Raw genomic sequence first — 26973 nt, 5'->3', positions numbered from 1 at the left:
GCCCATGACACAGAGTCACCGCCCCCACCGGGCACGTCGCACCGGCCTGCTGGCCGCCGCCGTCGCCTCCGCACTGAGCCTCACCACCGTCGCGCTGACCGCCCCGAGCGCCGCCTCCGCCGAGCCCGCGGCGCCCGCCGACGCCGCCCCCGCGGCCGCGGCCGCCGCCCCGGGCGCTGCTCCGGCCGCGGTTCCGGCCGCCGGTGAGGTCGTCGTCGACGAGCGCTTCTCCGGCTCCGCGCTCCCGGCCGGCTGGAACGCCGTCGAGGGCGACTGGAAGGTCGAGAACGGCCGACTGGTCGGCACCTCGGCCAACTCCGGCCAGCAGAGCCGGATCACCTTCGGCCGCCACCTCGACGACTTCCGCATCGAGGCGACCGCCCGCTTCGAGAGCGCCCAGGACGCCGCCCGCTGGACCGCCCTCGGCCTGGACGTCCCCGCGAGCGGCGCCACGCCGTGGTCGATCGCCACCATGCGCTCCGGCACCACCGCCGCCAACGGCCTGGAGTTCGCCCAGCGCACCCCGGCCAACGGCTGGAACGTCACCAACACGGCCTCCGCCCCGACCGCGGCGGGCACCGGCCGCGACGTCCGGATCGCCGTCGAGGTGCACGGCACCACCGCCCGCTGGATCTTCGACGGCAAGGAGGCGATGCGCACCACCCAGGTCGCCCGCAGCGCCGACGGCGGCCAGGCCCTGCTGGTCAACGGCTCGAAGGTCTCCTTCGACGACCTCAAGGTGACCGCCCTCGCCCCCGGCGGCTGGCTGCGCCCCGCCGGCTCGCCGCTCACCGTGTTCGCCCACCGCGGTGCCTCCTCCGCCGCCCCGGAGAACACCCTGGCTTCGGACGAGGTCGCCCGCCGGGGCGGCGCCGAGTGGATCGAGAACGACGTCCAGCCCAGCAAGGACGGCGTCCCCTACGTGCTGCACGACGACACCGTCGACCGCACCACCAACGGCAAGGGCCGCATCCGCGACCTGACGGCCGCCCAGCTGGACGCGCTGGACGCCGGCTCCTGGTTCGGCCCGACCTACGCGGGCGCCCGGGTGCCGAGCCTGGCCGCCCAGCTGGAGGACCTGCGCACCCGCGGCGGCAAGCTCCTGCTGGAGATCAAGGGCGCCCACACCCGTGACGAGGTCGCCCGGATCGTCAAGGAGATCCGCGACCACGGCATGACCGGCCGGGTGTTCGTGCAGAGCTTCGAGGTCGACGCCCTGCGCCACACCCGCGAGCTGGCTCCCGAGCTGCCCCTCGGCCTGCTGCGCGGCGACCTCGACGCCGACCCGGTGGCCGTTTCCAAGCAGCTCGGCCTGTCCGCCTACAACCCGTCCGACGGAGCCCTCGCGGCCCGCCTCGGCGTGGTGAAGGACCTGCACGCGGCCGGTGTCGCCGTGAACGTCTGGACGGTCGACTCGGCCACCCGCTGGAAGGCCCTGGAGGCCGCCGGCGTCGACGGCGTCATCACCAACCGCCCGGCGGAGCTGGCCGGTTGGAACTCCGCCTGGCTCCAGGGCGGCACCGTCACCACCCCGCCGGCCGCGCCCACCGTGGCGATCACCTCGCCGGCCTCCGGCGCGGCCCTGGACCGGGCCCAGCAGCCGGTGACCGCCGTGCAGGCGAACGGCGCCGACACCGTCCGCCTCACCCTGGACGGCAAGGAGTTGCCGGTCGGCTCGGCCCTCGACACCACGGCGCTTGCGCTCGGCAAGCACACCCTGCGCGCCGAGGCCACCGGTCCCGGCGGCCGCGCCGAGGCGACCGCCGAGTTCACCGTCGCGGCCACGCCGGCCGGTCTGGCCTCGCTGGTGCTCACTTCGGGCGCCGACCGCAATGCCGTCGCCACCCTGACGGTGATGCTCGGCCAGGGCCAGTACCAGCCACTCGCCCACTGGGCCGAGAACCAGGCGGGCCGCAGCGTCCCCGCGGACCGCGCCCGGCTGATCGCCGGCGATGCCCGCAGCCTGGACGCCGCCCCGCGGAGCTGACCCCCGCACCCGGCGTTCCTCACCGGGGACCTCGTGCCGCCCACCGCGGCGCGAGGTCCCCTTGCGTTGTTGTCCGCTTGCGCGCGTCGTCCCTTCCGTACGTACCGTTCAGCCGCGGTAGTGGTCGGCGACCGCGGTGAAGGCGGCCTTGGGCTCCCAGGGCAGGTCCGGGTGGGTGGTGCCGGGGCGGCCGTCGAGGACCTTCACGACGCCGTAGCTCGCCAGATCCAGATCCTCGCGGGGATCGCCGTCCGGGCGGTGCGGGAAGTCGTAGAGGGCGAAGGTGAACACGAAGGTGCTGTCGACTCCTCCGGCGTCGAACGCCTCCAGCAGTTCCCGCACATAGGCGGCCTGACCGGCCTCGTCCCGGTCGTACTTCCCGTCGAGTCGCAGCGGTACGGCGGTGTTCCCCCGGTACTCGACGATCTCCAGGCCGCGCGCTCCCCGCTCGCCGGCGCCCCGGTAGGAGGCCGAGCCGAACTCGGTGACGGCCACCGGCTTGCCCTGGGCGACGAGTTGCTCGATGCCCGCGGTGAACCGGTCGGCGACCTCGGCCGACCGGTAGAGGTCGAGGGAGAGGAAGTCGAACGGGGCCCAGTCGACGTTCTCCAGCGGTACGGCGGCGTAGGTGACCTTGCCCCCGAAGCGTGCGCGGACCGCCGCCACGGCCTCGGCCAGGAAGGCGTTGACCCGGGCGCCGGCCGCGCCGATGTGCTCGCGCGCCTGCTCGGGTCGGCTCAGGAGCGCGACCCGCTCGTCGGTGCTGTCGCCGGGCAGGAACCCCTTGTTCATCAGGCTCAGTTCGGCGCCGGTGACGAACACGACCTCGGCTCCGCGGAGCCTGAGCCGTTCCGCGCGCTCCGCGCAGTCGGCGAAGAGGGACAGCATCTCCTCGGCGGTCAGTTCCAGCGGGTAGGGGGAGAACCAGACCTCCAGCCCGAGGTCGGCGGCGTACCCGGCGGCGAGTTCGATCCGGTCCGGGTCCCCGCCCATCACGCGGACCGCGGTGCAGTGCAGGTCGTCGCGGATGACGGCCAGCTCCCGCCGCACCACCTCCGGGTCGAACCGCGCACGGCCGAGGTGGCCGTCGCGGGTGAATCCGGTGTCGTAGCTGATGCCCTTGGCGCGCATCCGTCGCCCCCTCCTCGATCGGCAAGATTTACGGTACTGAACGTACCCTATTTGTGGAAGCTCTGGGCAGGCGGCCAGAATCGGAAGGTACGGAGAGTGTCGACGGTGAGGAGGGGCCGTGCCGGAGCAGCCGACGGGCCCGCCGGGTGCCGGGCAGACCCGGCGACGTGGAGCGGCCCTGGAGGACGCGATCCTGCGCGCGGCGGCGGACGAGCTCGCCGAGTCCGGGTTCTCCGGCCTGACCATGGACAAGGTCGCCGTTCGCGCGGGCACCAACAAGAACGCCCTCTATCGCCGCTGGCCCAACCGCCTCGCCCTCGCCGTCGCCGCCTACCGGCGGATCGCCACAACGGTCCAGCCGCCCGACACCGGCAGCCTGCGGAGCGACGTCCTGGAGTGGCTCCGTCAGGCGAACCGCTACTGGAGCTCCCCCCAGGGCGCGATCCTGCGGGAGCTGCTCGCCGCGGCGGGCGGCGCCACCGAACTCCTGACCCAGCTCCAGGAGCAGTCCGGTGAGGCGGCGGCCGCCCCCTGGCTGACCATCCTGGGGCGCGCGATCGCACGCGGCGAGGCCTCCCCGGAAGCGCTCCACCCCAGGGTCGCCACCGTTGCCATGACCCTGCTGCGCAACGAGTTCGTCGTGCGCGGGGCCCCCACCGCCCCCGACGAGGTCCTCGTCGAGATCGTCGACGAGGTGTACCTGCCACTGGTACGCGGCCGAAGCGCACCACCGGCCTGAGGACACCACCGGCCTGAGGACGCCATTGGCCCCAGTGCGCGGCCTCAGTGTGCGGCCTCGGGAGAGGCGCGCGCGGGAGGGGCCGAGCCCTCGGCGGCAGCCGCCCCGGCGCCGTCCGACGGGCCGCTCGCCGTCCGGGCCCAGCGGCCGGCGAGCAGGGCCCCCGCCACCAGCTGGAGCTGGTGGTACATCATCAGCGGCAGCACCAGGAGCCCGGCCTGCGGGCCGAAGAGGACGGTGGCCATCGGCAGACCGCCGGCCAGACTCTTCTGCGAGCCGCAGAGCACGGCCGCGATCGCGGAGGCCCGGTCGAGGCCCAGCAGGCGCGCGCCGAGCCGCACGGCGGCCAGGGCGGCCAGGAGCAGGACCAGCAGGACCCCGGCCAGCGCGGCCAGGGCGGACGGCGTGACGGTGGACCAGACGCCCTGCGCCACCGCGCCGCTGAACGCGGTGTAGACGACCAGCAGGATCGAACCTCGGTCGACCGGGGCGAGCACCCGGCGGTGCCGGGCCAGGAAGCCGCCGATCCACGGCCGCAGCAGCTGCCCGAGCACGAACGGCGCGAGCAACTGGGCGCAGATCCGCAGCAGGCCGTCGGCCGACAGTGCCGCCCGGGCTCCCAGCAGCCAGGCCGCGAGCAGCGGTGTCAGCACCAGGCCCACCAGGCTGGAGTAGGCGCCGGCGCAGATCGCGGCCGGGACGTCCCCCCGTGCGGCACCGGTGAGCGCCACCGAGGACTGCACCGTGGACGGCACCAGGCAGAGGAACAGCACCCCCGTTCGCAGCTGCTCGGTGAGCGGTCCGGGCGCCAGTGCCGTCAGGGCCGCTCCGAGCAGCGGGAACAGGACGAAGGTGGCGGCCAGGACGAGGCCGTGCAGCCGCAGCCGACGCAGCCCGGCGACCGTCTCCCGGGTGGAGAGCCGGGCGCCGTAGAGGAAGAAGAGCAGCCCCACCGCGAGGTCGCAGGCCAGGTCCGCGGCGAGCGCCGCCCGCCCGGTGGCGGGCAGCAGCGCGGCCAGCGCCACCGCCCCGGCCAGCGCCGCCACATACGGGTCCAGCGCGCGCCACCACGGCCGCCGCTCACCCCTGCCCGGCGGGTGGCCCCGGGCCTGCGCCGCGGGCGCTGCGGGCGGCGCCCGGTGCTGACGGGCCGTACTCATTCCTCGCCCCCTTCCTCCGACTCCGGGAGCGCCAGGGCGGTGCCCAACAGACCGGTGGCCAGGGCGGTGGAGCCGTCGTGGTCGCTGCCGGCCGAGCCGCGCCCGAGCTGGAGGTCGGCCGTCCGGTCGACCTCGACGATCGAGTCCGCCCCCGAGTTGTCGATGACCGTGACGAGGCTGCGAGCGGCGGCGGACGCCTCCGGCGCGGCGGCGCAGCCCAGCACGGTCCAGGCCCCGACGAGCCCGGCCGCCGCGGCCCGCCGGGGGGATCGCGGCATCCGGAGCGTCACACGCCCACCTCCTCGCGGGTGTGCGGGCGGGGGATGTTGCGCTCCAGCAGCTCGGTGGACTCGCGCACGCCGATCTCCTGCCGCTCCCCGGCGGCGGCCGGCAGCCGCCCGTCCGCCACCTTCAGCCCGGCGAGCGCCTCGTCCATCGCCTGGTGGGCGGCGAAGAGGCAGGGCGTGCTGTAGATGGCGACGTCCACCCCGAGCGCGCCCAGCTCGGAGAGCGACAGCCGGGGCGACTTGCCGCCGGCGATCTGGTTGAACAGCAGCGGCTTGTCGCCCACCACGCGGCGGATCCGGCGGATCCACTCCTCGCTGCGCACGCCGTCGACCAGCACCACGTCCGCGTCGGTGGCGGCGAGCGCCTCGGCCCGGCGCAGGATGTCGGACTCCTCGGTGGCGTCCGTACGGGCGACCACGACGAGGTCGCTCCGGGCGGCGAGGACCTGGTCCAGCTTCTCCAGGTACTCGTCGAGGGGCAGGACCTGCTTGCCGTCGGCGTGGCCGCAGCGGCGGGGCCGCTTCTGGTCCTCGAGGATGACGCCCGAGGCGCCGATCCGTTCCAGCCGCCGCACCACGTGGCAGGCCACCTCGGGGTCGACGTAGCCGTCGTCGATGTCGACCAGCAGGTGGTGCCGGGGGAAGGCGCCGCGGAGCCGTTCGACGAAGGCGACCATGTCCGGCCAGGCGATGAAGCCGATGTCGGGCAGGCCGTAGTAGGAGGCCGCGAAGCCGAAGCCGGAGACGAACATGCCGTCGTAGTGCGCGGCCGCGATGGAGGCGGAGTACATGTCGTAGACACCGATGAGCGGGGTCGTTCCCGGGGCGGCGATCCGCTCGCGCAGCCGCTGCCCGTAGCCGTCGTGAAGGTTCTCGTGACGCAACGCCATCTCCTTCTCTACCGGGGACTCGTGCCGGACGCGCACGGTCCTTTGCCATAAGTTGGCCATTCCTAGGGTCAACTGAGGCTCCATCACTATGCGGCCTTTAATGTTCCGTGGGCAAATCTTTAAATGAAGTTCCCTCGTTGGAGTGAATGCGGTCATATAGATAAGAGAAATCTGATGAATTTCTCCGCCGTCGGCCCGCTCCTGATCCCGCTCCTGATCCCGCTCCCGGTCCCGCTCCCGGCCCCGCTACCCGGCGACCGTGTCCCGGCAGGCCTCGGCGTACGCCCGCACCAGCGGCCGGTGCTCGTCCTCGCGGCGCCAGGCCAGGGCGTAGCGGCTGGTGCCGATGCCCCGCACCGGACGGGTGGTGACACCGTCCAGGGCGATCAGCGGGGCGTTGCCCGCCGCCACCAGGCAGACGCCGAGGCCCGCGATCAGCGCCTCGTACGTCTCCTCCACACCGGCGACCTCGGCGCCGACCCGCGGCGGCCGGTCGGCCCGGGCGTCCAGCGCCAGCCAGAAGTCCCGCAGCGGGCCCGCGCTCGGGGGCAGGGCGAGGAACGGCTCGTCGACCAGGTCCGCGAAGTCGAGCTCGGCGCGGGCGGCCAGCGGATGGGTGTCGGGGAGGGCGACCAGGCGGGGCTCCTCGGCGACCACCGTCCAGCCGTAGCGCTCCCGGTCGGGCAGCGGCAGCCAGACGAAGGCGATGTCGACGCCGCCGTCCGCCAGGCCCGCGGTCGGGTCCTCCCAGCTCACCTGGCGCAGCCGGGTGGTGGCGTGCGGATGCGCGGCGCCGAAGCGGGAGCGGACGGCCGGGAGCAGGCCGCCCCGGGCCGGACTGGTGCTCATGCCCACCACGAGCGTGCTGCGCTGCTCGGCCTTGGCCGCCTCCAGCGCGGCCGCGCCCTCCTGCCAGGCCGCCAGCACCTTCCGCGCGTGCGGTAACAGCGCCTCGCCGGCGGCCGTGAGCGCCGCCCCGCTCCGGCCGCGGCGGAACAGCTGCGCGCCCAGCCGCAGCTCCAGCGCCCGGATCTGCTTGCTCAGTGCGGGCTGCGAGACGTACAGCCGTTCGGCGGCGCGGGTGAAGTGCAGTTCCTCGGCGACGGCGACGAAGTAGCGAAGGTCCCGGGCCCGGACGTCCATGGTCATAACCGTTGGTTATCACTGTCGGTCTTGGACGGGCAACGGCCCGGGGCGGCAGGCTGACCGGCGTCCGGGGACACCGGATCGACGGGATCCTCCGGAATGGCCGGATCCACTGGAACAACGGGGAGTTGTCGTGAACAAGGTATGGCTGGTGACCGGTGCGAGCAGCGGTTTCGGACGCGCGATCACCCGGGCGGCCGTCGCCGCCGGTGACGTGGTGGTCGGCGCGGTACGGCGCCCGGAGGCGCTGGAGGATCTGACGGCCGCTCATCCCGACCAGGTGGAGGCGCTGACCCTGGACGTCACCGACACGGCCGCGATCGGGGACGCCGTGCGCGACGTCCTGGCCCGGCACGGGCGGATCGACGTGCTGGTGAACAACGCGGGCCGCACCCACGTCGGCGCCGTCGAGGAGACCACGGACGAGGAGCTGCGCGATCTCTTCGACGTGCACTTCTTCGGCCCGGCGGCACTGGTCAGGGCGGTGCTGCCGCACATGCGGGAACGGCGCTCGGGGGCGGTCGTGCAGCTGAGCAGCGTGGGCGGACAGCTGTCCTTCGCGGGCTTCGGCGCCTACAGCGGGACCAAGTTCGCGTTGGAGGGCCTGTCCGAGGCGCTCGCGGACGAGGTGCGCGAGTTCGGCGTCAAGGTCCTGATCGTGGAGCCGGGCGCGTTCCGGACCTCGCTGTTCGAGGCCGGCCGCGCCGGGGCCAGCGCGGACAGCGGGAGCTACCCCACGGTGAGCGGGACCCGCGCGTTCGTGGCCGGCCGGGACGGCTCGCAGCCCGGTGACCCGGACAAGGCGGCGGCGGTCATCCTGGCCGCGCTGGAGGCCGAGCGGACGCCGCTGCGGCTGCCGCTCGGCGAGGACTCGGTCGACGCCGTCCTCGCCCATCTCGACCAGGTCCGGGAGGACGTCGCCGCCTGGGAGGAGAGGTCCAGGGCCACGGCCTTCGACGCCTGAGCCGGACCGGGCGCCGGTCCCGGTTCAGAGCGCGAGCCAGCCGCCGCACACGTACCAGTGGCCGCCCGCCCGCAGGTGGTCGACCAGGGCGCGCTGGACGGCGGTGTCCCGGGGGAGCGACTCCAGCGGCCGGTCGACGTCGCCGAAGACGTACCGCAGCGGATTGGCGTCCTCGGGCTGCGGCGGCAGGCCCGGCCGCCGCAGCGGGGCGAACCGCCGCTGGAAGCGCACGATGTTGGACTCCGGGGGCAGGTGGTCGGCGAGCTGCGGGTCGAGCAGCCAGGAGAAGACGCGGGCGCTGCGGTACGGCTCGTCGGGGAAGTGCCGGGGGAAGAAGGTCCGGGCCCGGTCCAGCGCGCGGTCGCACGCCGCGGGGGAGAGCGGGCCGCAGTGGTCGGGGATGTGCACCTGGAGGCTCCACTCACCGAGCCCCGCCGCCCGGGCCGCCGCGGCCTCCGCGCCGGTCAGCCGCCGGCGCTGGAACTGCAGTCGGCCCAGGTGGAACAGCTCGCCCCGGAAGTGGAGCGTCAGCCAGCGCGGATTGCCCAGCCCGGGGCGGCCGCGCCAGCGGCTCACCGCGAGCTGCCGACCGAGGTCGGCCAGCGTCGACCGGGTCACCTCCGGCGGGACGCCCAGCGCGCGGTGGTGGGCCCGGGTGCGCGGGGCCAGCGCGGTGAAGAGCAGCGTGGCGAACGCCGCGCCGTCCGCGACCCCCGCCGGCCAGTCGCGGTCGATCCCGGCCGGCTGCCCGAGCGTCCCCACGGCCGCCGCCTGGGTGTGCAGCGCCTCCTCGAACAGCGTGCGCAGCCCCGCGTCCCGGGCCAGCCGGGTGCGGGCCGCCAGCAGGCCGTTCACCTCCCCGAAGGGCACCGCGAGCGCCAGCAGGGCCTCGGCCAGCTCCTCGTCGGCCGGGAGGCAGGGGTCGACCGACCCCGGCGGCTCCGGCCGGTCGGACAGGTGCGGCGGTCGCGGTTCCACGGGCCCTCCACGGTGCGGGATCGGTCCGCCGACGGGACCGGCGGACCGGTCGACCCTATCGGCGGGCCACCCGCGCGCCGGGGGGCGTCCACACGGCGGGACCAGCGCAACAGTGTGAGGACCGGCGCGCAGACGCCGCCGAGCGCCGTCCCGGTCACCACCTGGTCCGGTGGGTGCGCCGCTGTGCGCCGACCGCGACCACACCGGCACCTCGGTGACGGTCCGCGCCTGGTCAGCGCGGTGCGGCGACCCCGCCCGGCCGTGCGCCGCGCCGGTCCCGGAGCGCCCGCAGACCCCGCCGGACCGCCCGGGTGGCCGCCGGGGGCAGCAGCTCCAGCAGCAGTCGGCGCGGTGCCGAGCGCGCCGGCGCCGGCCGCACCGCGTTGTTCAGCCGCAGCACCCGCCGGTCGGCGATGGCGTCCTCGTCGACCGTGAACCCCTCGGCCCGCCAGTCCCGGGCCAGCAGCGCCTCGCGGAGCGGCTCCGGGTCGCCCCACGTCCCGTAGAACTTCATCGGCGTCAGCAGGACCGGCCGCAGCCCGCCGGTGAACACCGCCTGCCAGACCGCCGCCGACACGCCCGGGGTGTGCTCCGAGCGGTAGTCGTCCAGCACCACCAGTCCGTTCCCGGCCAGGGCCCTCCGCGCCACCTCGATGTCCGCGGACACGTGCTCGTAGAGGTGCGAGGCGTCGACGTGGACGAACCGGCAGCTGCCGGCCGGGATGCGGCCGTCGGCCAGCACGGAGGTCGGCGCCTGGACGATCGTCGGCAGCTCCGGGTGGAACGCCAGGTAGTTGGCCTCGAACCCGCGCCTGGTCAGCGAGTCCCGGTAGGACATCGTCATCTCGGCGTCGTTGTCGGCGTCGCCCGCCGCGGAGTCGAACAGGTCGCAGACCGTCAGCCGCTCGCCCGGCCGAAGGTGGTCGCCGAGCAGGACGGCGCTGCGCCCCAGGTAGCTGCCGAGTTCGAGGATGTCGCCGGTGAGCCCGGCCTCGCTCTGGGCGGTGAGCAGGTGCCGGAAGGCCTCCTGGTCGAGCCGGAAGAACCAGCCGGGGATGTCCGCTTGGCGCGCGGGCGCGAGGGGCGCGCCCGGAGCGGCGGCGGTGGGCCGGTCGGCGGCGGGTCGAGCGGAAGCGGCGGTCTCGGCGCTGGGCACGACGGTCTCCCTGGGGACGGGACGGAGCGGGCCCGGGGTGGGCCCGCGCCCTCTGGTCACGCGCGGCGGTGCCGTGGTACCGGACGGATCGGCCGTGGTGTGTGGCGGCTCATCATAGCCACGCCGCGCCTGGCCAGGACCCCCTCGGACGGAAGCGGTCCGCTTCCGTTCACACGTCCGGTACTTCGCGCTCCAGCGCGCCGATCGTCTCCACCAGCCAGGCCCGCTCGGCCGCCCCCGAGGCGCGGGCGACCAGCAGCATGCCGCGCCGGAACGGGTTGGGCTCGCGTTCGGCGGTGACCGGCCGGCCCTCGGCGTCGTAGAAGAAGCTGCTCGGCGCCTCCAGGAAGGCGAGCCGCCGCCGCAGCACCGCGGCCTGCCGGACCGGGTCGGCCAGTCGGTCCAGGAAGGCCGCGACGGTGAAGAAGCGGATCTGGTCGGAGATCTCGACCTCCTCCGGATCGGCCAGCCGGCGCTCCAGCTCGGTCCGCCCCTCGGCGGTCAGTTCCAGCACCTGCCGGGGGACGGCTCCGCTGCCCGGCTCGCTGCGCCGCCGCAGCAGTCCGGCCTTCTCCAACCGGGTGATGGCGGGGTAGAGCGCGCCGTCGCTGACCGGGCGGGCATGGCCGGTCAGGCCGGTGATCAGGGACTTCAACTGATAGCCGTGCAGCGGTTCGTCGTGCAGGAACCCGAGGATCGCGAGCGTCAGCACGGTCGAGGCCTCTCCGTCGTCGTGGCGTTCCGTCCGCACCGGCGTGCGCGCCCCGTGGCCGCGCGCCCTCGTGCGGAGCCATGTTACCTCTTGTCGATGTGCATCGATTCGATGTATCTCTATTCGAGGTGGTGGGCCGGAGCTGCGCACCGCCCGGGCCGCCGGAACGGCAGGGACAACGGGCACAACGGGGACAACGGGGAGGGACCATGCGGGGGCATCTGCCGCGGCTCGTCGCACTGGCGGGACCGGTCTACGGCGAACTGCTGTCGGGGGTGGTCGCCACGATCCTCGGCACCTTCTGGGTGGCAGGCCTCGGCGGTCCCGCCGTCGCCGCCGTCACCCTGGCCGGCACCGTGGAGAACCTGCTCCTCGGCCTGGTCCTGGTGGTCGCCTCGGGGACGACCGTGCGACTGGCGCGGGCGCACGGCGCCGGTGACCTGGACGCGGCCGGGCGGGTCGCCCGCGCCGCCTGGCGGCTCTGCGCGGTCGGCAGCCTCCTCCTCGCCCTCCCCGGCTTCCTGCTCCGGGAGCGGCTCGCCGCCGTCTTCCTGGACGGCGAGGCCGCCGCACTCGCCGCCGACTGGTTCACCGTCGCCTTCCCGGCCTTCGCGCTCTTCTTCGGCCAGCGCGTCGCCGACGAGCTGTTCAAGGGCGTCGGCGACACCCGGACGCCGATGCGGGCGGCCCTGCTCTCCAACGCGCTGCTGCTCGCGCTGGACCCGCTGCTGATCCTCGGGCCCGGCCCGTTCCCCGCGCTAGGCGTGACCGGCGCCGCGCTCGCCCTGGCCGCCTCCCGGACCGTCGCGCTCGCGGTCACCCTGCTGCTCCGGCGCCGGCACCGGCTTCCGGCACCGGCGGGCGGACTGCGGTCCGAGGCCCGGGCGATCGCCGCCGCCGGTGCGCCGTTCGGCCTGGACTTCACCGCGCGGATGGGCGTCGGCGCGGCGCAGCTCGTGCTGGTGTCCTCCTTCGGCGTGCCCGCCGTGGCCGGGTACGGGGTCGGCTACCGGGTCCTGCTGATCGTCACCATGGCCTTCTACGCCGTCCGGCAGGCCGCCGCGATCGAGGCCGCGCGCCTGGTCGGGGCGGGATCGGCCGGAGCCGTGCGCTCGCTCGGCCGCGACACCGCGAAACTGGCCGCCGCGCTCGGTGCGGGCGCCGCCGTGCTCTGCGCGGCGGCCGCGGTGCCGGTCGCGGCGCTGTTCACCGACGACCCGGCGGTGGCCGGCCAGGCGGTCGGCTTCCTGCGGATGGCCGGACTCCATCTGCTGCCCTACGCCCTGGTGGTCGCCCTCGGCGGTGTCCACCAGGGCGCCGGCGCCGGCCGACCGCTGGTGCTCGCCGTACTGCTCGGCCTCACCGTCCAACTCGCCTCCGGCGCCGCGCTGTCGGCTCCGCTCGGCGTCGACGGCCTCTGGGTCGGCATGGTGATCGGCGCAGTCGCCCAGCTCGTCCTGCTCCGGCTGCTGCTGCCCCGCCCGCGACCGGCCGCCAGGGAGTTCGGGCCCGCCGCCGGCGGAACTGACGGGGCGTCGGAAATTCGCTTGATTGAACGCGAGGCGCCCGCCTGTGCTGCGCACGACCGTCCGAAAGCAAAGGCGGAGCCATGGAGTTGAGCAGCCGTCAGGCTGCCATGATCGGTGCAGCCACCGTGGCGCTCGCGGCCGCCGAGGATGCCGCCGCCCATCCCGACCGGGTCCTCGCCCCGCTCTGGCCGCCGCACCGCGACCCGATGGCCGCCGACGCCCTGCGCGCCTATCGTGGCCCCGGCCTGCTCCACCTCTCCTCCGACCGCCGCGGCGCCGCCGGTCGAGGTGATCATGCGAATGGCCGGTTACCCGGATGGATCGTACGGGAACTGTTGGCGGAGTCCCACCCCCATCGAGGAGGTTCTCCCATGAGACGACTGCTCTGCGTGGCCGGTGCCGCCGCCACGGTCCTGTGCCTGACGGGTGTCGGTGTCGCCGGCGCCGCCGACACGGGCATCGCCTGGCCCACGGCCGCCGAGGGCGCAGGCTGGCCGCCCGCCGGTGCCGACGCGAACTGGCCGGCCGCGAGCCCGGACGCCGGCTGGTCCGCCGCCGGTGCCGACGCCGACTGGGCCGCTCTCGGTACGGACCCGGCCTGGCCGACTCCCGGTGCGGACGCGGCCTGGCCCGCTCCCGGCGCGGACGCCGCCTGGCCGCCCGCGGCCACGGACGCCGACGCGCCCGCCGTCGGCGCCCCGGCGCAGTAGGCGGGCGTCGCCGGAGCCGGTCACCGGCTCGGACCGGCCGTGGAACCGCGGCCGGTCCGAGCCGTTTCGGAGCCCCGAACGGGTGGGTGGCCCGAAAGCCGGACGGTCACGCCGTCCGCGTCGCCGGAAGCCGGGTGGCGAGCAGTGCGCCGCCCGCGGCGGCGGCCGCCAGGACGGCGAGGGCCGGGGGGAGGGCGTCGGCCAGGGGGCGGCCGGCGGTCAGGGTGGTGGCGACGGCCACGCCGAGGGCGGGCCCGACGTTCATCGCCGTCTGCTGCAGCCCGCCCGCCACACCCGCGTCGCGCACCGGAGCGGCACGGACGAGCGCGGCCGTCGCCGTCGCCAGCACCGCGCCGAAGCCCGCGCCCAGCACCAGGAAGGCCGCTCCGGTCGCGAGTGCCGGGGTGTCCGGCCGGAAGGCCGCGACCCCGAGGGCGCCCAGGGCGATCGAGGACATCCCCGCGACGACCGTGCGGCGCGGCCCGTGACGGCGGGCCAGGGCCGCCGAGGCGGGTGCGGCGGCCACCATCGCGACCGCCAGCGGCAGCGCCCGGAGCCCGCCGGCCAGCGGGTCGAGGCCGAGCACGTCCTGGAGGAGGTAGGTGGCGAGGAAGAGCGTGCCGGAGAGCGCCGCCGAGGCGGCGAGCAGCACACCCAGCGCGGGGGCCACGGCCGGGGCGCGGACAACGGAGGGCGGCAGCAGCGGGGACCGGGCGCGCCGCTCGTGGCGCACGAGGACCGCGCCGAGGGCGGCCGAGGCCGTGAGCCCGAGGCCGGTGGCGGGTGTGGGTCCGCGCTCCGGCAGGCCGACCAGCGTGAGCGCGAGGCAGGTCAGCGCGCCGCCGAGCAGCGCGGCGCCCGGCAGGTCCAGTCCGGTGGCGCGGTCGGTGGCGGCAGGCACGGGCGGCCGGACCAGCAGGGCGGCCACTCCGGCGACGGCGGCGGGGACGACGGTCAGGAAGAAGACCGACCGCCAGCCCAGCTGCGTGGTCAGGGCGCCGCCGACCAGCGGGCCGGCGGCGGCCGCGAGCCCGATCGCGCTGGTGCGCAGGGCGATCGCCCGGCCGAGCAGTTCGGCCGGGTACACGGCGCGCAGCAGTCCCAGGGTGGCGGGCTGGAGCAGCGCGCCGGCGGCGCCCTGGAGGATCCGCAGGCCGATCACCCAGCCGATGCCGGGGGCGAGGCCGATGCCGGCCGAGGCGGCGCCGAAGCCGAGCACCCCGACCGCGAAGACCCGGCGGTGGCCGTAGCGGTCGCCGAGCCGGCCGGCGAGGACGAGCAGGGCGGCCACCGTGACCAGGTAGGCGGTGCTGGTCCACTGCACGGCCGGGAGGGAGGCGTGCAGATCGCGCTGGAGGCTGGGCTGGGCGACGGTGAGCACCGTTCCGTCGAGGGCGACGATCGCGGCGCCGAGGACGCTGCCGGTCAGGGTGAGGCGCCGCGCGCCCGTGGTGCCCGCCGCATCGGCGGTCCCCACCGCGCTCACCGGGGCCCCGGGCCGAGGTGGGCGTCCAGGGTGGCGCGCAGCACGGGGCCGAGGGCGTCGGTCCCGGTGGCGAGTCCGAGGCTGCCCCAGGCGCGGAGCTGGGCGAGGCCGTGCAGGTTGGCCCAGAGCGCCGCCGCGACCGCGGTCGGGTCGGGGCCGTCGGCGGTGCCGGTGGCCGGGTGGACCTCGGCGACCAGCCGGGTGAGGGCGTCGAACAGGGGGAGCGAGGTGGCCCGCAGCCCGGTGCCGCTGCCCTCCAGGACGTCGTGGCGGAACATCAGCTCGAACATGCCCGCCCGGTCGGCCGCGAAGGCGAGGTAGTCGCGGGCGAGCCGTTCGAGCCGGGTGCGGGCCTCGGCGGGGCCGTGGACGGCGGTCGCGGCGTCGGAGCCACGGAGGCCCAGGGCGTCGGCCAGCTCGCCGAAGCCGTGCCGGGCGATGGCCGCGAGCAGTTCGGCATGGGTCGCGAAGTACCGGCGCGGGGCGCCGTGCGAGACCCCGGCCTGGCGGGCGATCTCGCGCAGGGTGAGGGCGTGCACGCCCTCCAGGGCGAGCAGCTCGACCCCTGCCGCGACCAGGCGGTCGCGCAGGCCGGTGGGATGGTCCTGTTCGGTCATGGGGAGTGTCTACCAAGGTCGAGTAGACACTGTCTACTCGCAGCCGGAGCCGGTCGGCGGGCACAATCGGGGGATGGACGAGGGCGGAGAACCGGCCTGCTGGCTGGACCGGGTGTGCGACGAGTGCGGAAAGCTGCGCGAGCGGTCCGGACCGGGCCCCTGCGAGCACTGCGGCAGCGGCGCGCGGGCCGAGCGGGCCGAGGCCCCCGGGCACGGGGTCGTCGAGGACGGCGGCGGCCCCCGGGCGGACCACCGGAGGTGAGCCGCCCGGGGGCCGGGCGTTCGACGGGCGCGACGGCGCGCCGTTCAGGGCGGGGTCAGCGCGACAGGCCGTCGAGCGGCTGACCGGACTGCTCGTCCACCGGATCCTCCACCGGTTCCGCGCCGTCCACCACCGCGCGGTCCACCGGGGCGCCGTCCACCGCGGTGCCCTGCGCGGGGACGCGCGCCCCGGGTGCCCAGGGGCGACTGCGCCGGGCGATGACGCCGCCCAGGCGTTCCACGGCGGGCTGGGTGTAGCGGGCCGCGAGCGGGCCGGTGACCACCAGGATCAGCACGTACGCCGTGGCCAGCGGGCCGAGGCCGGGCTCGATCCCGGCGGTGACGGCGAGGCCGGCGATGACGATGGAGAACTCGCCGCGCGACACCAGCGCCCCGCCGGCCCGCCACCGGCCGCGGGTGGCGATCCCCGCGCGGCGGGCCGCCCAGTACCCGGTCGCGACCTTGGTGAGCGCGGTGACCACGGCCAGCAGCAGGGCCGGGAGCAGCACCGGCGGGATGCTGGTCGGGTCGGTGCTGAGACCGAAGAAGACGAAGAACACCGCCGCGAAGAGGTCCCGCAGCGGGCTGAGCAGGGTGTGCGCGCCCTCGGCGGCCTCGCCGGAGAGCGCGATGCCCACCAGGAACGCGCCGACCGCCGCCGACACCTGGAGCTGCTGCGCGATGCCGGCGACCAGCAGGGTCAGTCCGAGAACCACCAGCAGCAGCTTCTCCGGGTCGTCGTGGGACACGAACCGGGAGATCAGCCGGCCGTAGCGGAGGGCGACGAAGAGCACCGCGCCGGCGGTGGCGAGCGCGATGGCCAGCGTGACGGAGCCCGCGACCAGACCCGCCCCGGCCAGCAGGGCCGTCAGGATCGGCAGGTAGACCGCCATCGCGAGGTCCTCCAGCACCAGGATGCTGAGGATCACCGGGGTCTCCCGGTTGCCGAGCCGGCCGAGGTCGCCGAGGACCTTGGCGATGACCCCCGAGGAGGAGATCCAGGTGACGCCGGCCAGCACCACGGCGGCCACCGGGCCCCAGCCGAGCAGCAGCGCGGCGACCGCGCCGGGTATCGCGTTGAGCAGGAAGTCGACCGCGCCGGCCGGGTACTGGGCCTTGAGGTTGGTGACCAGGTCGGCGGCGGTGTACTCCAGACCCAGCATCAGCAGCAGCAGGACGACGCCGATCTCGGCGCCGGTCGCCACGAACTCCTCGCTGGCGCTCAGCGGGAGCAGCCCGCCGGTGCCGAAGGCGAGCCCGCCGAGCAGGTAGAGCGGGATCGGCGAGAAGCCGTAGCGGCCGGCGATCCGGCCGAGCAGTCCGAGGACGAGGATGACCGAGCCGAGCTCGATGAAGACGGTCGCGGTGTGCACCCCCCGATCACCCCCGCTCCAGGATCGCCGCTGCCGCGTCCACACCCTCGCGGGTGCCGATCACGATGAGCGTGTCGCCGCCCGCCAGCCGGAAGTCGGGGGCGGGGGAGGGGACGGCGCCGGTGCGCCGCAGCACGGCGACGATCGAGGCGCCGGTCTCGGTGCGCATCCGGGTCTCGCCGAGGAGCCTCCCGTTCCAGTGCGAGGTGCCGTCGACCGGGAGCCGCTCGGCGACCAGACCGAGGTCGGTGGTGTGCAGCAGGCCCGGGTTCTGGTGAACCGGGGTCAGGGCGTCCACCAGGGCGGTGGACTCCTCGGCGGTCAGCCGGAAGGCCTGGGAGCAGGCGTCGGGGTCGTCCGAGTGGTAGACGTTGAGGCTGCGTGAGCCGTCCCGGTGGGCGATCACGGAGAGGTGCCGCTGTTCTCGGGTGGTGAGGTCGTACTGGACGCCGACACCGGGAAGCGGAGTGGTCCGGACACGGGCGATCGACATGGCTGCTGTCCTCTCGTCAGGGGGCTCCCGGGCGGCTGCGCGCGGCGCGGGCACGCCGGAGCAGGGGACACCGGCGCCTGACCGCGTATGACACGCGAACGCGCAACCGGACTAATAGTAATGAGTATGTAAAGTCTGAAAAATAGTGCCCCGGTCCGTGCGGGCGCGGAAAGCGCGCACACGAACCGGGGCGGCGGGCCGGAGACTGCGTGACGGCCCGGGCGAGGGGAGGGGGCTTACTGCGGCGGGCGGTCGTCGCGCAGCTGCTCCTTGAGCTTCTCCTGGCCTGCGTCGACCTGGCCGCTGTACTTGCCCTGGGTGCGTTCGTCGACCATGTCGCCGGCCTTGTCGACGCCCTTCTCGGCCTGCTCCTCATGGCCCTTGAGCATGCTCTTGAGCTTATCCAACATGGACATGTGGTCACACTCCCGGATGAGACGGCCCCACCTCTCCCAGCATCGCCGCACACCGGGGTGTCCGCATCCGGTCAGCTTGTGCGCCGGGGTTGGCAAGGCGTCGAGGAACATGTCAAATCGGGAGTCCCACGGACCGTCGGAAGGACAAGCCTTGAACGCTCGGACCGGTCGCCCGGCCGCCACCCTCCGCGCCCGCACCGCCCCCACCCGCCGGACGGCGGGCGCCGCGCTGGCGGTGGCGGCGCTGGTGACCCCGCTGCTGCTGGTCGGCGCCGGTGCCGCCGCCGCCGACCCGGATCCGGCCCGGAAGGGTGCCAAGCTGGCCACCCGTTTGGTGGAGGAGAGCAGCGCGGACGACGCCTACGACACCCTGGAGGCGCTCCAGCGGATCGCCCGCCGCAACGGCGGCAACCGCGTGGCCGGCTCGGCCGGCCACGACCAGTCCGCCCGCTACGTCTACGAGCAGGCCCGCCGGGCCGGGCTCAAGGTGTCCAAGCAGGAGTTCGAGTACACGTACTTCCAGGAGCTGTCCGAGCGGTTCGCGGTGGTCTCCCCGCAGGCCGAGGACATCGCGATCAAGGCGATGACCTACTCGGTCGGCGGCCCGGAGAGCGGCCTGAGCGCCCCGCTCGCGGTCGTCCCGGTCGACGCCACCACCGGCTGCGAGGCCGCCGACTACGCCGCCGGGGCGGTCACCGGGAAGATCGCGCTGATCCGGCGCGGCGGCTGCGGCTTCGCGGTCAAGCAGGCCGCGGCGGCCGACGCCGGCGCCCTCGGCGCGGTGATCTACAACAACGTCGAGGGCGACCTCAACGGAACCCTCGGCGAACCCGACCTCGGCCGGATCCCGACCGGCGGCATCTCCCAGGCCGCCGGGCAGGCGCTGGCCGCCAGGGCGGCGGCCGGCCCGGTCACCGTCGCCCTGGACATCCGCACCCACATGGAGAAGCGCACCACCTGGAACGTCATCGCCGAGACCCGCGGCGGCGACCCGAACAACACCGTGGTGATCGGCTCGCACCTGGACTCGGTGCAGGCCGGCCCCGGCATCAACGACAACGGCTCCGGCTCGGCCGGCATCCTGGAGGTCGCCAAGAACCTCGGCGACCGGCAGGTGCGGAACAAGGTCCGGTTCGCCTGGTGGTCCGCCGAGGAGTTCGGCCTCCGGGGCTCCGCGGCGTACGTGAAGTCGCTCTCCGAGGCCGACCGGAAGAAGATCAAGCTCTATCTGAACTTCGACATGATCGCCTCGCCCAACTCCGCGCAGTTCGTCTACGACGGCGACGACTCCGACCACGTCGGCTCCGGCCCCGGTCCGGAGGGCTCCGCCCAGCTGGAGCGGCACATCACCGACTACCTCGACCGGCGCGGCCTGCCGCACGAGGGCACCGACTTCACCGGCCGCTCCGACTACGGTCCGTTCATCGACGCCGGCATCCCGGCCGGCGGCACCGACACCGGCGCCGAGGTGATCAAGACCGCCGCCCAGGCCGCCAAGTACGGCGGGACCGCCGGCCAGGCCTTCGACCCCTGCTACCACAAGGCCTGCGACGACCTCCGCAACGTGGACATGGACGCCTTCGACGTCAACATCGACGTCATCGCGGACTCGGTGGGCACCTACGCCTGGGACCTCTCCTCGCTGCGGGCCCCGGTCCCGCCGCAGCGCACCGAGGGCGGCGGCCTGCAGGAGGGCCACGCGGACGGGGTCGAGGCCTGAGGTCCGCCGGCCCGGTGCCCCCCCCGCCCGTCCGGCGGGCGGCGGCACCGGGCCGGCAACCCGGTCGGCCGTCCGGCGGCGGGGGTCCGATGGGTGCGCGGGGCGGTGGCCTGACACCATGGCACCGAGATCACGACACCGTGACACCCTCGGAGGAGTCAGCACCATGAGCAGCACGCACTACGACGTCGTCGTCCTCGGCGCCGGCCCCGGCGGGTACACCGCGGCCGTCCGCTCCGCCCAGCTCGGCCTGAAGGTCGCCGTCGTCGAGTCGAAGTACTGGGGCGGGGTCTGCCTGAACGTCGGCTGCATCCCCTCCAAGGCCCTGCTGCGCAACGCGGAGCTCGCACACATCGTGACCAAGGAGGCCAAGACCTTCGGCATCAAGGTCGAGGGCCGGGTGACCTTCGACTACAGCGAGGCGTTCAAGCGCAGCCGCACCGTCGCCGACGGCCGCGTCAAGGGCGTCCACTACCTGATGAAGAAGAACGGCATCACCGAGTACGACGGCCGCGGCACCTTCGTCGACGACCGCACCCTGCAGGTCGCCCTGACCGGCGGCGGCTTCGAGGTCGTCACCTTCGACCACTGCGTCATCGCCGCCGGTGCCACCACCCGGCTGCTGCCCGGCACCAGCCTGAGCGACCGCGTGGTCACCTACGAGGAGCAGATCCTCACCGAGGACCTGCCCGGCAGCATCATCATCGCCGGCGCCGGCGCGATCGGCGTCGAGTTCGCCTACGTGCTGCACAACTACGGCGTGCAGGTCACCATCGTCGAGTTCCTCGACCGGATGGTGCCGCTGGAGGACGCCGAGGTCTCCGCCGAGCTGGCGAAGCAGTACCGCAAGCTCGGCATCCAGGTGCTCACCTCGACCCGGGTCGACTCGATCGACGACAAGGACCCGGCCGCCAAGGTCAAGGTCACCGTCACCGCCAAGGACGGGCAGCAGCAGGTGCTGGAGGCCGACAAGGTGCTCCAGGCGATCGGCTTCGCCCCGCGCGTGCACGGCTACGGCCTGGAGAACACCGGGGTCAAGCTCACCGAGCGCGGCGCGATCGCGGTCGACGGCCGCGGCCGTACCAACGTCCCGCACATCTTCGCCATCGGCGACGTCACCGCCAAGCTGATGCTGGCGCACGCCGCCGAGGCGATGGCCGTGATCGCCGCCGAGACCATCGGCGACGCGGAGACCATGGAGGTGGACTTCGCGATGATCCCGCGCGCCACCTACTGCCAGCCGCAGATCGCGAGCTTCGGCTACACCGAGGCGCAGGCCCGCGACCTGGGCTACGACGTCAAGGTCGCCAAGTTCCCGTTCACCGCCAACGGCAAGGCACACGGCCTCGGCCACCCGACCGGCTTCGTCAAGGTCATCTGCGACAACACCCACGGCGAGCTGCTCGGCGCCCACCTGATCGGTCCCGAGGTCACCGAGCTGCTGCCCGAGCTGACGCTGGCCCAGCAGTGGGACCTCACCGTCCACGAGGTCGCCCGCAACGTGCACGCCCACCCGACCCTGGGCGAGGCGGTCAAGGAGGCGATCCACGGACTGGCCGGCCACATGATCAACATGTGAGCGCACCCTTCCGGGACCGGGCCCGGCCCCCGGGGGAAAACCCCCCCCCCCCCCGCCCCAACCGCAATGCCGGACCGGCCGGCGGGGATCCACCCCCGCCGGCCGGGCCCTTCGCGCTGTCCGGGACGGGACGGTGCGGGACGGTGCGGCGCAGGGCGCGGGGAGGGCGGCCGCTCGAGGACGGTGTCCACTGCCACGACGCCGGGGCGCCGCCGAACCGGTGGGCCCGTGGGCGCGGGTGCGGCAGGATGGCCGGGTGACCGACACCATCCTCAACCTCTGGCGCCGGCACCTCGGCGCCGTGCCCGACGACGTCTGGGACCGCACCGACCTGACGGTGCTCATCCTCGCGGACACCGGCATCACCGAAGTCCCGCCCGCCGTCGGCCGGCTGCGCCGACTGCGCACCCTCGACCTCGGGCACAACCGGATCGCCGAGATGCCGCCGGAGATCGGCGGCCTCACCGGCCTCACCGACTTCCTCTACCTGCACGACAACGCGCTCACCGCGCTCCCGGAGGCCCTCGGCGGGCTCACCGCGCTGCGCTACCTCAACGTCGGCGAGAACCGGATCGCCGAACTCCCCGAGGCCCTCGGGGCGATGGCCGGCCTGGTGGAGCTCCGCGCCCAGCACAACCGGCTCACCGCGCTGCCCGGCTCGCTCGGGGGCCTGCGCGCGCTGCGCGAACTGTGGCTGCGCGGCAACGCGCTGACCGCCCTGCCGGAGTCGTTCGCCGGCCTCACCGGGCTGCGCGAGCTCGAACTGCGCGAGAACGCGCTCCCCGAGGTGCCGCCGGTGCTGGCCGGGCTGCCGCTGCTGCGCCGGATCGACCTGCGCGGCAACCGGATCACCGGCCTGCCGGACTGGCTGGCGGACCCGGCGGCGCTGCCCGCGCTGGAGAAGCTGGACCTGCGCTGGAACCCGGTCCAGCCGGACCCCGCGCTGCTGTCGGCGCTGGCCGCGCGCGGCTGCGCGGTGCTGCACTGAGACCGCTCGGGCGGGGCCGGTCCGAGGAAAACCGCTCGCCCGCCGGGACGTTCGGGTGTTAGCGTCGTTCGCATGAAGCGCGCCGCAGCCGTCCTCACGACGACGCCGGAGTGAGTCCCGGCGCGCTGACCGCTGATCTGGTCCGAAGCCCCGGGGCGAGTGCCCCGGGGCTTCGCCGTACCGGTCCACTCGCCCGCCGACCCGAGTGGAGACCCACCGCCATGAGCAGCAACCCCGTCGCGGCCGAGGCCGCACCCCACGCCGCGCCCGCGTCCGCCCCCGACCACCGCAGGCTGGGGCGCGAACTCGGGCTCTTCGGCACCGACCCGCTGATCGGATCCGGCCTGCCGTACTGGCTGCCCGACGGCGCCGCGATCCGGCACACCCTGGAGGAGTTCGTCCGCGGGCGCGAGCGGCGCGCCGGCTACCGCCACGTCTACTCGCCGGTGCTCGGCAAGCGCGAGCTGTACGAGATCTCCGGCCACTGGCAGCACTACCGGGACGACATGTTCCCGCCGATGGACCTGGGCGCCGAGCAGGTCGTGCTGCGGCCCAGCCTCTGTCCGCACCACGCCCTGATCTACCGCTCGCGCGCCCGGAGCCACCGCGAACTCCCCCTGCGGATCGCCGAGCTGGGCGGCATGTACCGCTCCGAGCCGTCGGGCGTGCTCGGCGGGCTGACCCGGGTGCGGGCCATCCAGCTGAACGACGCGCACGTCTTCTGCACCCCCGAGCAGGCCGCCGACGAGGCGGTCGCCGCCCTGGAGCTGATCGGCGAGGCGCACCGCGTCCTCGGCATCCGGCCGGTCCGCCACCGGCTCTCGCTGCCGGGCGCGGGCGGCAAGTACATGGCGGACCCGGCGCTCTGGGAGCGGGCCACCGCACTGCTCACCGAGGTGCTGAAGCGCTCCGGGGTGCCGTTCGAGGCGGCGGAGGGGGAGGCGGCCTTCTACGGGCCGAAGATCGACGTCCAGATCGCCGACGCCGCCGGGCGCGAGTCCACCCTCTCCACCGTGCAGATCGACTTCCACCAGCCGGAGCGGTTCGGCCTCCGCTACATCGGGCCGGACGGCGCCAGACACCGTCCGGTGATGGTCCACCGCAGCGTCATCGGCAGTGTCGAGCGGGTGGTCGCCCACCTGATCGAGCTGTACCGCGGCGCCTTCCCGGCCTGGCTGGCGCCGACCCAGCTGATGCTGCTCCCGCTGTCCGAGGGGGAGCGGGAGCGGGCCGAACGGGTGCGCGGGCGCTGCCTCGACCTCGGGTTGCGGGCCGAGGTCGCCGGACCGGAGCGGGGCGGCCTCGGCGCCCGGATCCGGGAGGCCCGGCTGGTCCCGTACCAGGCGGTCATCGGCCCGAGGGAGGCGGCGGACGACCTGCTCGCGCTGCGCCTGCGGGACGGCCGCCGGCCCCGCCCGCTGCCGGTGGCCGAGGCGCTGGCCCGGATCGGCGCGCTGGTCGGTGCCTGCGCCCCCGAACTGTGGGACGAGCCCCCGGCGGCCCCCGGCGCCGACCGGAGCTGACGGCGGTCCCGGCCCGGCCGGCCGGGTGTCAGTACGACTGGAGCTCGATCAACCGGCCCTCCGGGTCGCGCAGATGGGCGGTGCGCAGGCCGGGCCCCCACTCCGGGCGCTCGGCGGGGCCGGTGACGGTCGCGCCGCCGTGCCGCAGGCAGAGGGCGAGGGACTGCTCGACGTCGTCGACCCGGAGGACCAGCATCGCGTCGTCCTGGGCGGCGCCGACCGGTGCGGCGGGCCGTGCGGCGGTGCCGACGGCGGCGGCCAGCTGTCCGCGGTCGAACAGTGAGAGCACGGTCCGGCCGGCGAGGTCCCAGGTGGCGTACGGGCCCTCGGGGGCGCCCTTGGTCAGGGCGGCGCCGGTCAGCGGCGGCAGCACCTCCCGGTAGAAGTCGAAGCAGGCGGGGAAGTCGGCGACGAGCAGGCGGTGGTACGGGGCGTCCATGGCGGCGGTCCTCGGGAAAATAGTGGGTGGACACCCACTATGGGGTCGGACCCTAGACTTGTCCCATGGCTTACGAGGAACCCGCACCCGCCGTGTCGACCCCGCCGATGCTGCCGACCCCGCCGACGCTGCTGGAACTCAGCACCTATCTGCTCTCCCGCACCGGCAAGGCGGCGCGCGGCCGGCTGGCCGAGCGGCTGGCCCGCCGCGGGCTGCGGCTGTGGGACATGGCGGTGCTCGCCGCGCTCGCCGACTTCGGCCCGCACGCGCAGCGCGACCTGGTCCGTCGGCTGCGGGTGGACCCCAGTGACACGGCCAAGGTCGCCGACCGGCTGGCCGCCGACGGCTACGTCGAACGGGTGCGCGACGCCGCCGACCGCCGCCGCGTCCTGGTCACCGTCACCGACGCCGGCCGCGCGCTGCTCGCCGAGCTGCGCGCCGAGGCGCACGCGGTGCAGGACGAGGTGCTGGCGCCGCTGAGTCCGGCGGAGCGGCAGGTCCTGCACGACCTGCTCGGCCGCGTCCACGCGCGGCTGCCCGGAGCCCCCTGAGCGCCGGCCGCCTCCCGGCCGCCTCCCGGGCGCTCAGCCGGACGGCAGCGGGCGGCGGGCTCCGGCGAACTCGCGGGACCAGCGCGGGATGTCGAGCACGCCCTCCAGCCGGGCCACCAGGGTGCCGGTGCGCTCGGCGTGGATCATCGCGCCGTCCCCGGCCCACAGGCCCACGTGGTGCAGCGGCGCGTCGGGGCGGGAGAAGAACAGCAGGTCGCCGGGGAGCAGGTCGGACCGCTCCACCGGGGCGGAGCGGTGGTACTGGGCGACGGTGTAGTGCGCCAGCTCGACGGCGCCTCCGCTCGCCCGGTACCAGCAGTGCAGCGAGAGGCCGCTGCAGTCGAAGCCGACCGTGCTCTCGCCCAGGCACCGGCCGTCGAGGTAGCCGTTCTCCTCGTCGCAGAAGCCGAGGCCGGCACCCAGCCGGTCCCCGCCGCCCCAGGCGTACGGCACCCCGATCTGGGCGGCCGCCACGGCGGCGACCCGGCGGCCGAGCGCGAGGTCCGCGCCCCCGCTGAGGGTGCGGGCGGCGGCCGGCCCGCCGCCCAGGGCGGGGGCGAGGCCGGCCCCCAGCGCCAGGCCCAGCATCCGGCGGCGGCCCCAGGTCCCGGTGAGGTGCGGGAACGGCACGTGAGCCCCCTCGGTCGTCGGCGGACCACCAGGATCCCGGCCGGAGCGGGCACCCCGCCATCACCCGCACCGGTGAATTCCGCGGCCGCCGGCCCCGATCCGCCGCGGTCGCCGACCGGAAATCGATTGACGGTCCTCCCGGCGGTGCCAACGATGGGGCGCGGTACGAACGACCGTCCGGGAGGGACCCATGAGCAGTTCCGTCAGGCTGATCCGCAACCACCGCCTCACCCAGGCCGTCGACTACGCCTACGCGGCCGCCGTCGACGCGCCGGTCCGCTCGCTCTGGCTGGCCGGCGCCTGCCCGCTGGACGCCGAGGGGCGCACCGTGGCGGTGGGCGACTTCGCGGGCCAGGCCCACCAGGTGATGCGGAACCTGGTGACCGTCCTGGAGGGCGAGGGCGCCGCGCTCACCGACCTGGTGCGCACCACGGTGTACGTCGCCTCCTCCCGGCAGGCCGACCTGGTCGCCGTCTGGAACGTGTACCGCGAGTACCTCGGCGAGCACGACGTGCCGAGCACCCTGCTCGGTGTCTCCGTGCTCGGGTACGCCGACCAGCTCGTCGAGGTGGAGGCGGTCGCCGTGCTGCGCTGACGTCCGGTGCCGGGTCGCCGGGCCGGGGGCGGCCGTGCCGTCGGTATCCTCTGACACCGCGTGTCCGGGGTCCGCCGGGGAGGGCCGCCGGTCCGGTCGGCGGTCCCGGGTAAGATACGGGCTGTTTGGTTTTGTTTCGGTGTGTGTGGGCGGGGGTGGTCGTGGTGGCGCGACAGGAGCGGGCGCTGCGGACGCGGCGGCTGATTCTGGAGGCCGCGGCCTCGGTGTTCGACGAGTGCGGCTACGAGCGGGCCACCATCGGCGAGGTGGTCGCCCGGGCCGGAGTCACCCGGGGCGCCGTCTACTTCCACTTCGCGTCCAAGCGCGAGCTGGCGCAGGGTGTCATCGAGGGGCAGTTCGAGGCCGAGGCCGTGCCGGAGCGTCCGTGCAAGCTGCAGGAGTTCGTGGACACCGGGATGGTGGTCACCCATCTGGTGCCGATCGATCCGCTGGTCAGCGCCGGGGTGCGGCTCTCGGTGGACCAGGGCGCGGAGGGCCACCTGGGGTTCGACGCCGCACCGGGGTGGATCGCCCGGCTGGAGCGGCTGCTGATCGCGGCGGGCGAACGCGGCGAGCTGCTGCCGCACGTGGTGCCGGCCGACACGGCCGGGCTGATGACGGCGTCGTGGGTGGGCGTGCAGCTCCAGTCGCAGCGGTTCACCGGCCGGGCCGACCTCGGCTACCGGGTCTCCACGCTGTACCGGCACCTGATGCCGAGCATCGCCGTCCCCGGGGTGCTGGCCTGCCTCGACCTCGCGCCGGACCGCGGGGCGCGGGTGTACGCCGAGATGGTGGCCGCGCGCGGCGGGTCCGAGCCGGAGGAGGCCGCCGCGACGCACGGGGCCGCCGAGACCCGTGGGGCCGACCGAACCGCCGAATGATACGGCGCGTCCGGTTTCCCTGGCGGAGCCGC

General features: G+C 74.9%; 28 protein-coding genes. 13 read left to right on the top strand and 15 right to left on the bottom strand.

Annotated elements, in window-relative coordinates; translation table 11 throughout:
• The first annotated feature begins 4 nt into the window (after positions 1-4).
• Complete coding sequence (locus ACFVFS_RS06875; protein ID WP_380620941.1) at positions 5-1987, top strand: glycerophosphodiester phosphodiesterase; 1983 nt, start codon at positions 5-7, stop codon at positions 1985-1987.
• A gap of 108 nt (positions 1988-2095) precedes the next feature.
• On the opposite strand, the gene ACFVFS_RS06870 is transcribed toward ACFVFS_RS06875, so the two are convergent.
• A complete protein-coding gene (locus ACFVFS_RS06870) occupies positions 2096-3118 on the bottom strand; it encodes a hypothetical protein (protein ID WP_380620939.1) in 1023 nt (340 codons plus the stop codon).
• 118 nt (positions 3119-3236) lie between these two features.
• Between ACFVFS_RS06870 and ACFVFS_RS06865 the strand changes: the two genes are divergently transcribed.
• Positions 3237-3857, top strand: coding sequence for a TetR/AcrR family transcriptional regulator (locus tag ACFVFS_RS06865; RefSeq protein WP_380620937.1), 621 nt, complete (start codon positions 3237-3239; stop codon positions 3855-3857).
• A gap of 44 nt (positions 3858-3901) precedes the next feature.
• On the opposite strand, the gene ACFVFS_RS06860 is transcribed toward ACFVFS_RS06865, so the two are convergent.
• The 4 genes from ACFVFS_RS06860 to ACFVFS_RS06845 all read right to left on the bottom strand — a co-directional run bounded on the left by ACFVFS_RS06860 (position 3902) and on the right by ACFVFS_RS06845 (position 7343).
• The gene (locus tag ACFVFS_RS06860; RefSeq protein WP_380620935.1) at positions 3902-5017 is read right to left on the bottom strand and encodes a bile acid:sodium symporter family protein; all 1116 of its coding nucleotides are present in this window, start codon (positions 5015-5017) and stop codon (positions 3902-3904) included.
• The gene (locus ACFVFS_RS06855; RefSeq protein ID WP_380620933.1) at positions 5014-5295 is read right to left on the bottom strand and encodes a hypothetical protein; all 282 of its coding nucleotides are present in this window, start codon (positions 5293-5295) and stop codon (positions 5014-5016) included. The genes ACFVFS_RS06860 and ACFVFS_RS06855 overlap by 4 nt, the downstream gene beginning before the upstream one ends.
• Before the next feature lie 8 nt (positions 5296-5303).
• Entirely contained in the window at positions 5304-6194 is an 891-nt protein-coding gene (locus ACFVFS_RS06850) for an oxaloacetate decarboxylase (protein WP_380620931.1), read from the bottom strand.
• Between the two features lie 246 nt (positions 6195-6440).
• On the bottom strand, positions 6441-7343 hold the full coding sequence (locus ACFVFS_RS06845) for a LysR family transcriptional regulator (RefSeq protein WP_380620929.1): 903 nt from the start codon (positions 7341-7343) through the stop codon (positions 6441-6443).
• 130 nt (positions 7344-7473) lie between these two features.
• Here ACFVFS_RS06845 and ACFVFS_RS06840 point away from each other — a divergent pair, with 130 nt between their 5' ends.
• Positions 7474-8304, top strand: coding sequence for an oxidoreductase (locus tag ACFVFS_RS06840; protein WP_380620927.1), 831 nt, complete (start codon positions 7474-7476; stop codon positions 8302-8304).
• Positions 8305-8328: 24 nt separating this feature from the next.
• Here the strand turns inward: ACFVFS_RS06840 and ACFVFS_RS06835 are convergent, their stop codons facing one another.
• From ACFVFS_RS06835 to ACFVFS_RS06825, 3 genes are all read right to left on the bottom strand, one after another.
• The gene (locus ACFVFS_RS06835; RefSeq protein ID WP_380620925.1) at positions 8329-9282 is read right to left on the bottom strand and encodes an acyltransferase domain-containing protein; all 954 of its coding nucleotides are present in this window, start codon (positions 9280-9282) and stop codon (positions 8329-8331) included.
• Between the two features lie 232 nt (positions 9283-9514).
• Complete coding sequence (locus ACFVFS_RS06830) at positions 9515-10438, bottom strand: class I SAM-dependent methyltransferase (protein WP_380620923.1); 924 nt, start codon at positions 10436-10438, stop codon at positions 9515-9517.
• Positions 10439-10607: 169 nt separating this feature from the next.
• The gene (locus ACFVFS_RS06825) at positions 10608-11150 is read right to left on the bottom strand and encodes a PadR family transcriptional regulator (RefSeq protein ID WP_380620921.1); all 543 of its coding nucleotides are present in this window, start codon (positions 11148-11150) and stop codon (positions 10608-10610) included.
• Positions 11151-11359: 209 nt separating this feature from the next.
• Here ACFVFS_RS06825 and ACFVFS_RS06820 point away from each other — a divergent pair, with 209 nt between their 5' ends.
• Together ACFVFS_RS06820 and ACFVFS_RS06815 are read left to right on the top strand one after the other, a co-directional pair.
• Positions 11360-12769 carry an MATE family efflux transporter gene (locus tag ACFVFS_RS06820; protein ID WP_380620919.1) on the top strand — a complete coding sequence of 470 codons (1410 nt, stop codon included), beginning with the start codon at positions 11360-11362 and terminating at the stop codon, positions 12767-12769.
• Between the two features lie 281 nt (positions 12770-13050).
• Entirely contained in the window at positions 13051-13389 is a 339-nt protein-coding gene (locus tag ACFVFS_RS06815) for a hypothetical protein (protein ID WP_380620917.1), read from the top strand.
• A 106-nt stretch (positions 13390-13495) separates the two neighbouring features.
• Here ACFVFS_RS06815 and ACFVFS_RS06810 read toward each other — a convergent pair whose 3' ends face one another.
• Entirely contained in the window at positions 13496-14866 is a 1371-nt protein-coding gene (locus tag ACFVFS_RS06810; protein ID WP_380620915.1) for an MFS transporter, read from the bottom strand.
• 5 nt (positions 14867-14871) lie between these two features.
• Positions 14872-15492, bottom strand: a complete 621-nt coding sequence (locus ACFVFS_RS06805; protein WP_380620913.1) for a TetR/AcrR family transcriptional regulator — start codon at positions 15490-15492, stop codon at positions 14872-14874.
• Positions 15493-15565: 73 nt separating this feature from the next.
• Here ACFVFS_RS06805 and ACFVFS_RS06800 point away from each other — a divergent pair, with 73 nt between their 5' ends.
• Positions 15566-15754: a hypothetical protein gene (locus ACFVFS_RS06800; RefSeq protein ID WP_380620911.1), complete on the top strand. Its 189-nt coding sequence runs from the start codon at positions 15566-15568 to the stop codon at positions 15752-15754.
• Positions 15755-15809: 55 nt separating this feature from the next.
• Here the strand turns inward: ACFVFS_RS06800 and ACFVFS_RS06795 are convergent, their stop codons facing one another.
• The 3 genes from ACFVFS_RS06795 to ACFVFS_RS06785 form a co-directional block, all read right to left on the bottom strand.
• Positions 15810-17126, bottom strand: coding sequence for a cation:proton antiporter (locus ACFVFS_RS06795; protein ID WP_380620909.1), 1317 nt, complete (start codon positions 17124-17126; stop codon positions 15810-15812).
• A 7-nt stretch (positions 17127-17133) separates the two neighbouring features.
• Positions 17134-17619, bottom strand: a complete 486-nt coding sequence (locus ACFVFS_RS06790; RefSeq protein ID WP_380620907.1) for a cation:proton antiporter regulatory subunit — start codon at positions 17617-17619, stop codon at positions 17134-17136.
• 236 nt (positions 17620-17855) lie between these two features.
• Positions 17856-18035: an antitoxin gene (locus tag ACFVFS_RS06785; protein WP_380620905.1), complete on the bottom strand. Its 180-nt coding sequence runs from the start codon at positions 18033-18035 to the stop codon at positions 17856-17858.
• 229 nt (positions 18036-18264) lie between these two features.
• Between ACFVFS_RS06785 and ACFVFS_RS06780 the strand changes: the two genes are divergently transcribed.
• The 4 genes from ACFVFS_RS06780 to thrS all read left to right on the top strand — a co-directional run bounded on the left by ACFVFS_RS06780 (position 18265) and on the right by thrS (position 23845).
• The gene (locus tag ACFVFS_RS06780; RefSeq protein WP_380620979.1) at positions 18265-19755 is read left to right on the top strand and encodes a M28 family metallopeptidase; all 1491 of its coding nucleotides are present in this window, start codon (positions 18265-18267) and stop codon (positions 19753-19755) included.
• A gap of 166 nt (positions 19756-19921) precedes the next feature.
• The gene (lpdA, locus tag ACFVFS_RS06775) at positions 19922-21334 is read left to right on the top strand and encodes a dihydrolipoyl dehydrogenase (protein WP_380620903.1); all 1413 of its coding nucleotides are present in this window, start codon (positions 19922-19924) and stop codon (positions 21332-21334) included.
• 256 nt (positions 21335-21590) lie between these two features.
• Entirely contained in the window at positions 21591-22322 is a 732-nt protein-coding gene (locus ACFVFS_RS06770; RefSeq protein ID WP_380620901.1) for a leucine-rich repeat domain-containing protein, read from the top strand.
• Positions 22323-22543: 221 nt separating this feature from the next.
• Complete coding sequence (gene thrS / locus ACFVFS_RS06765; protein ID WP_380620899.1) at positions 22544-23845, top strand: threonine--tRNA ligase; 1302 nt, start codon at positions 22544-22546, stop codon at positions 23843-23845.
• 28 nt (positions 23846-23873) lie between these two features.
• On the opposite strand, the gene ACFVFS_RS06760 is transcribed toward thrS, so the two are convergent.
• Complete coding sequence (locus ACFVFS_RS06760; RefSeq protein ID WP_380620897.1) at positions 23874-24284, bottom strand: VOC family protein; 411 nt, start codon at positions 24282-24284, stop codon at positions 23874-23876.
• Between the two features lie 65 nt (positions 24285-24349).
• On the opposite strand from ACFVFS_RS06760, the gene ACFVFS_RS06755 reads away from it, so the two are divergent.
• Complete coding sequence (locus tag ACFVFS_RS06755; protein ID WP_380620895.1) at positions 24350-24835, top strand: MarR family winged helix-turn-helix transcriptional regulator; 486 nt, start codon at positions 24350-24352, stop codon at positions 24833-24835.
• Between the two features lie 33 nt (positions 24836-24868).
• Here ACFVFS_RS06755 and ACFVFS_RS06750 read toward each other — a convergent pair whose 3' ends face one another.
• Complete coding sequence (locus ACFVFS_RS06750; RefSeq protein ID WP_380620893.1) at positions 24869-25465, bottom strand: C40 family peptidase; 597 nt, start codon at positions 25463-25465, stop codon at positions 24869-24871.
• A gap of 190 nt (positions 25466-25655) precedes the next feature.
• Between ACFVFS_RS06750 and ACFVFS_RS06745 the strand changes: the two genes are divergently transcribed.
• Positions 25656-26060: a RidA family protein gene (locus ACFVFS_RS06745; protein WP_380620891.1), complete on the top strand. Its 405-nt coding sequence runs from the start codon at positions 25656-25658 to the stop codon at positions 26058-26060.
• 161 nt (positions 26061-26221) lie between these two features.
• Entirely contained in the window at positions 26222-26941 is a 720-nt protein-coding gene (locus tag ACFVFS_RS06740) for a ScbR family autoregulator-binding transcription factor (protein WP_380620889.1), read from the top strand.
• Positions 26942-26973: the final 32 nt, after the last annotated feature.

The sequence above is a fragment of the Kitasatospora sp. NPDC057692 genome (genome assembly GCF_042799475.1).
Taxonomy (GTDB): Bacteria; Actinomycetota; Actinomycetes; order Streptomycetales; family Streptomycetaceae; genus Kitasatospora.
The sequence above is the reverse complement of the archived record's forward strand: the minus strand, read 5'-3'. Positions and strand labels throughout refer to the sequence as shown.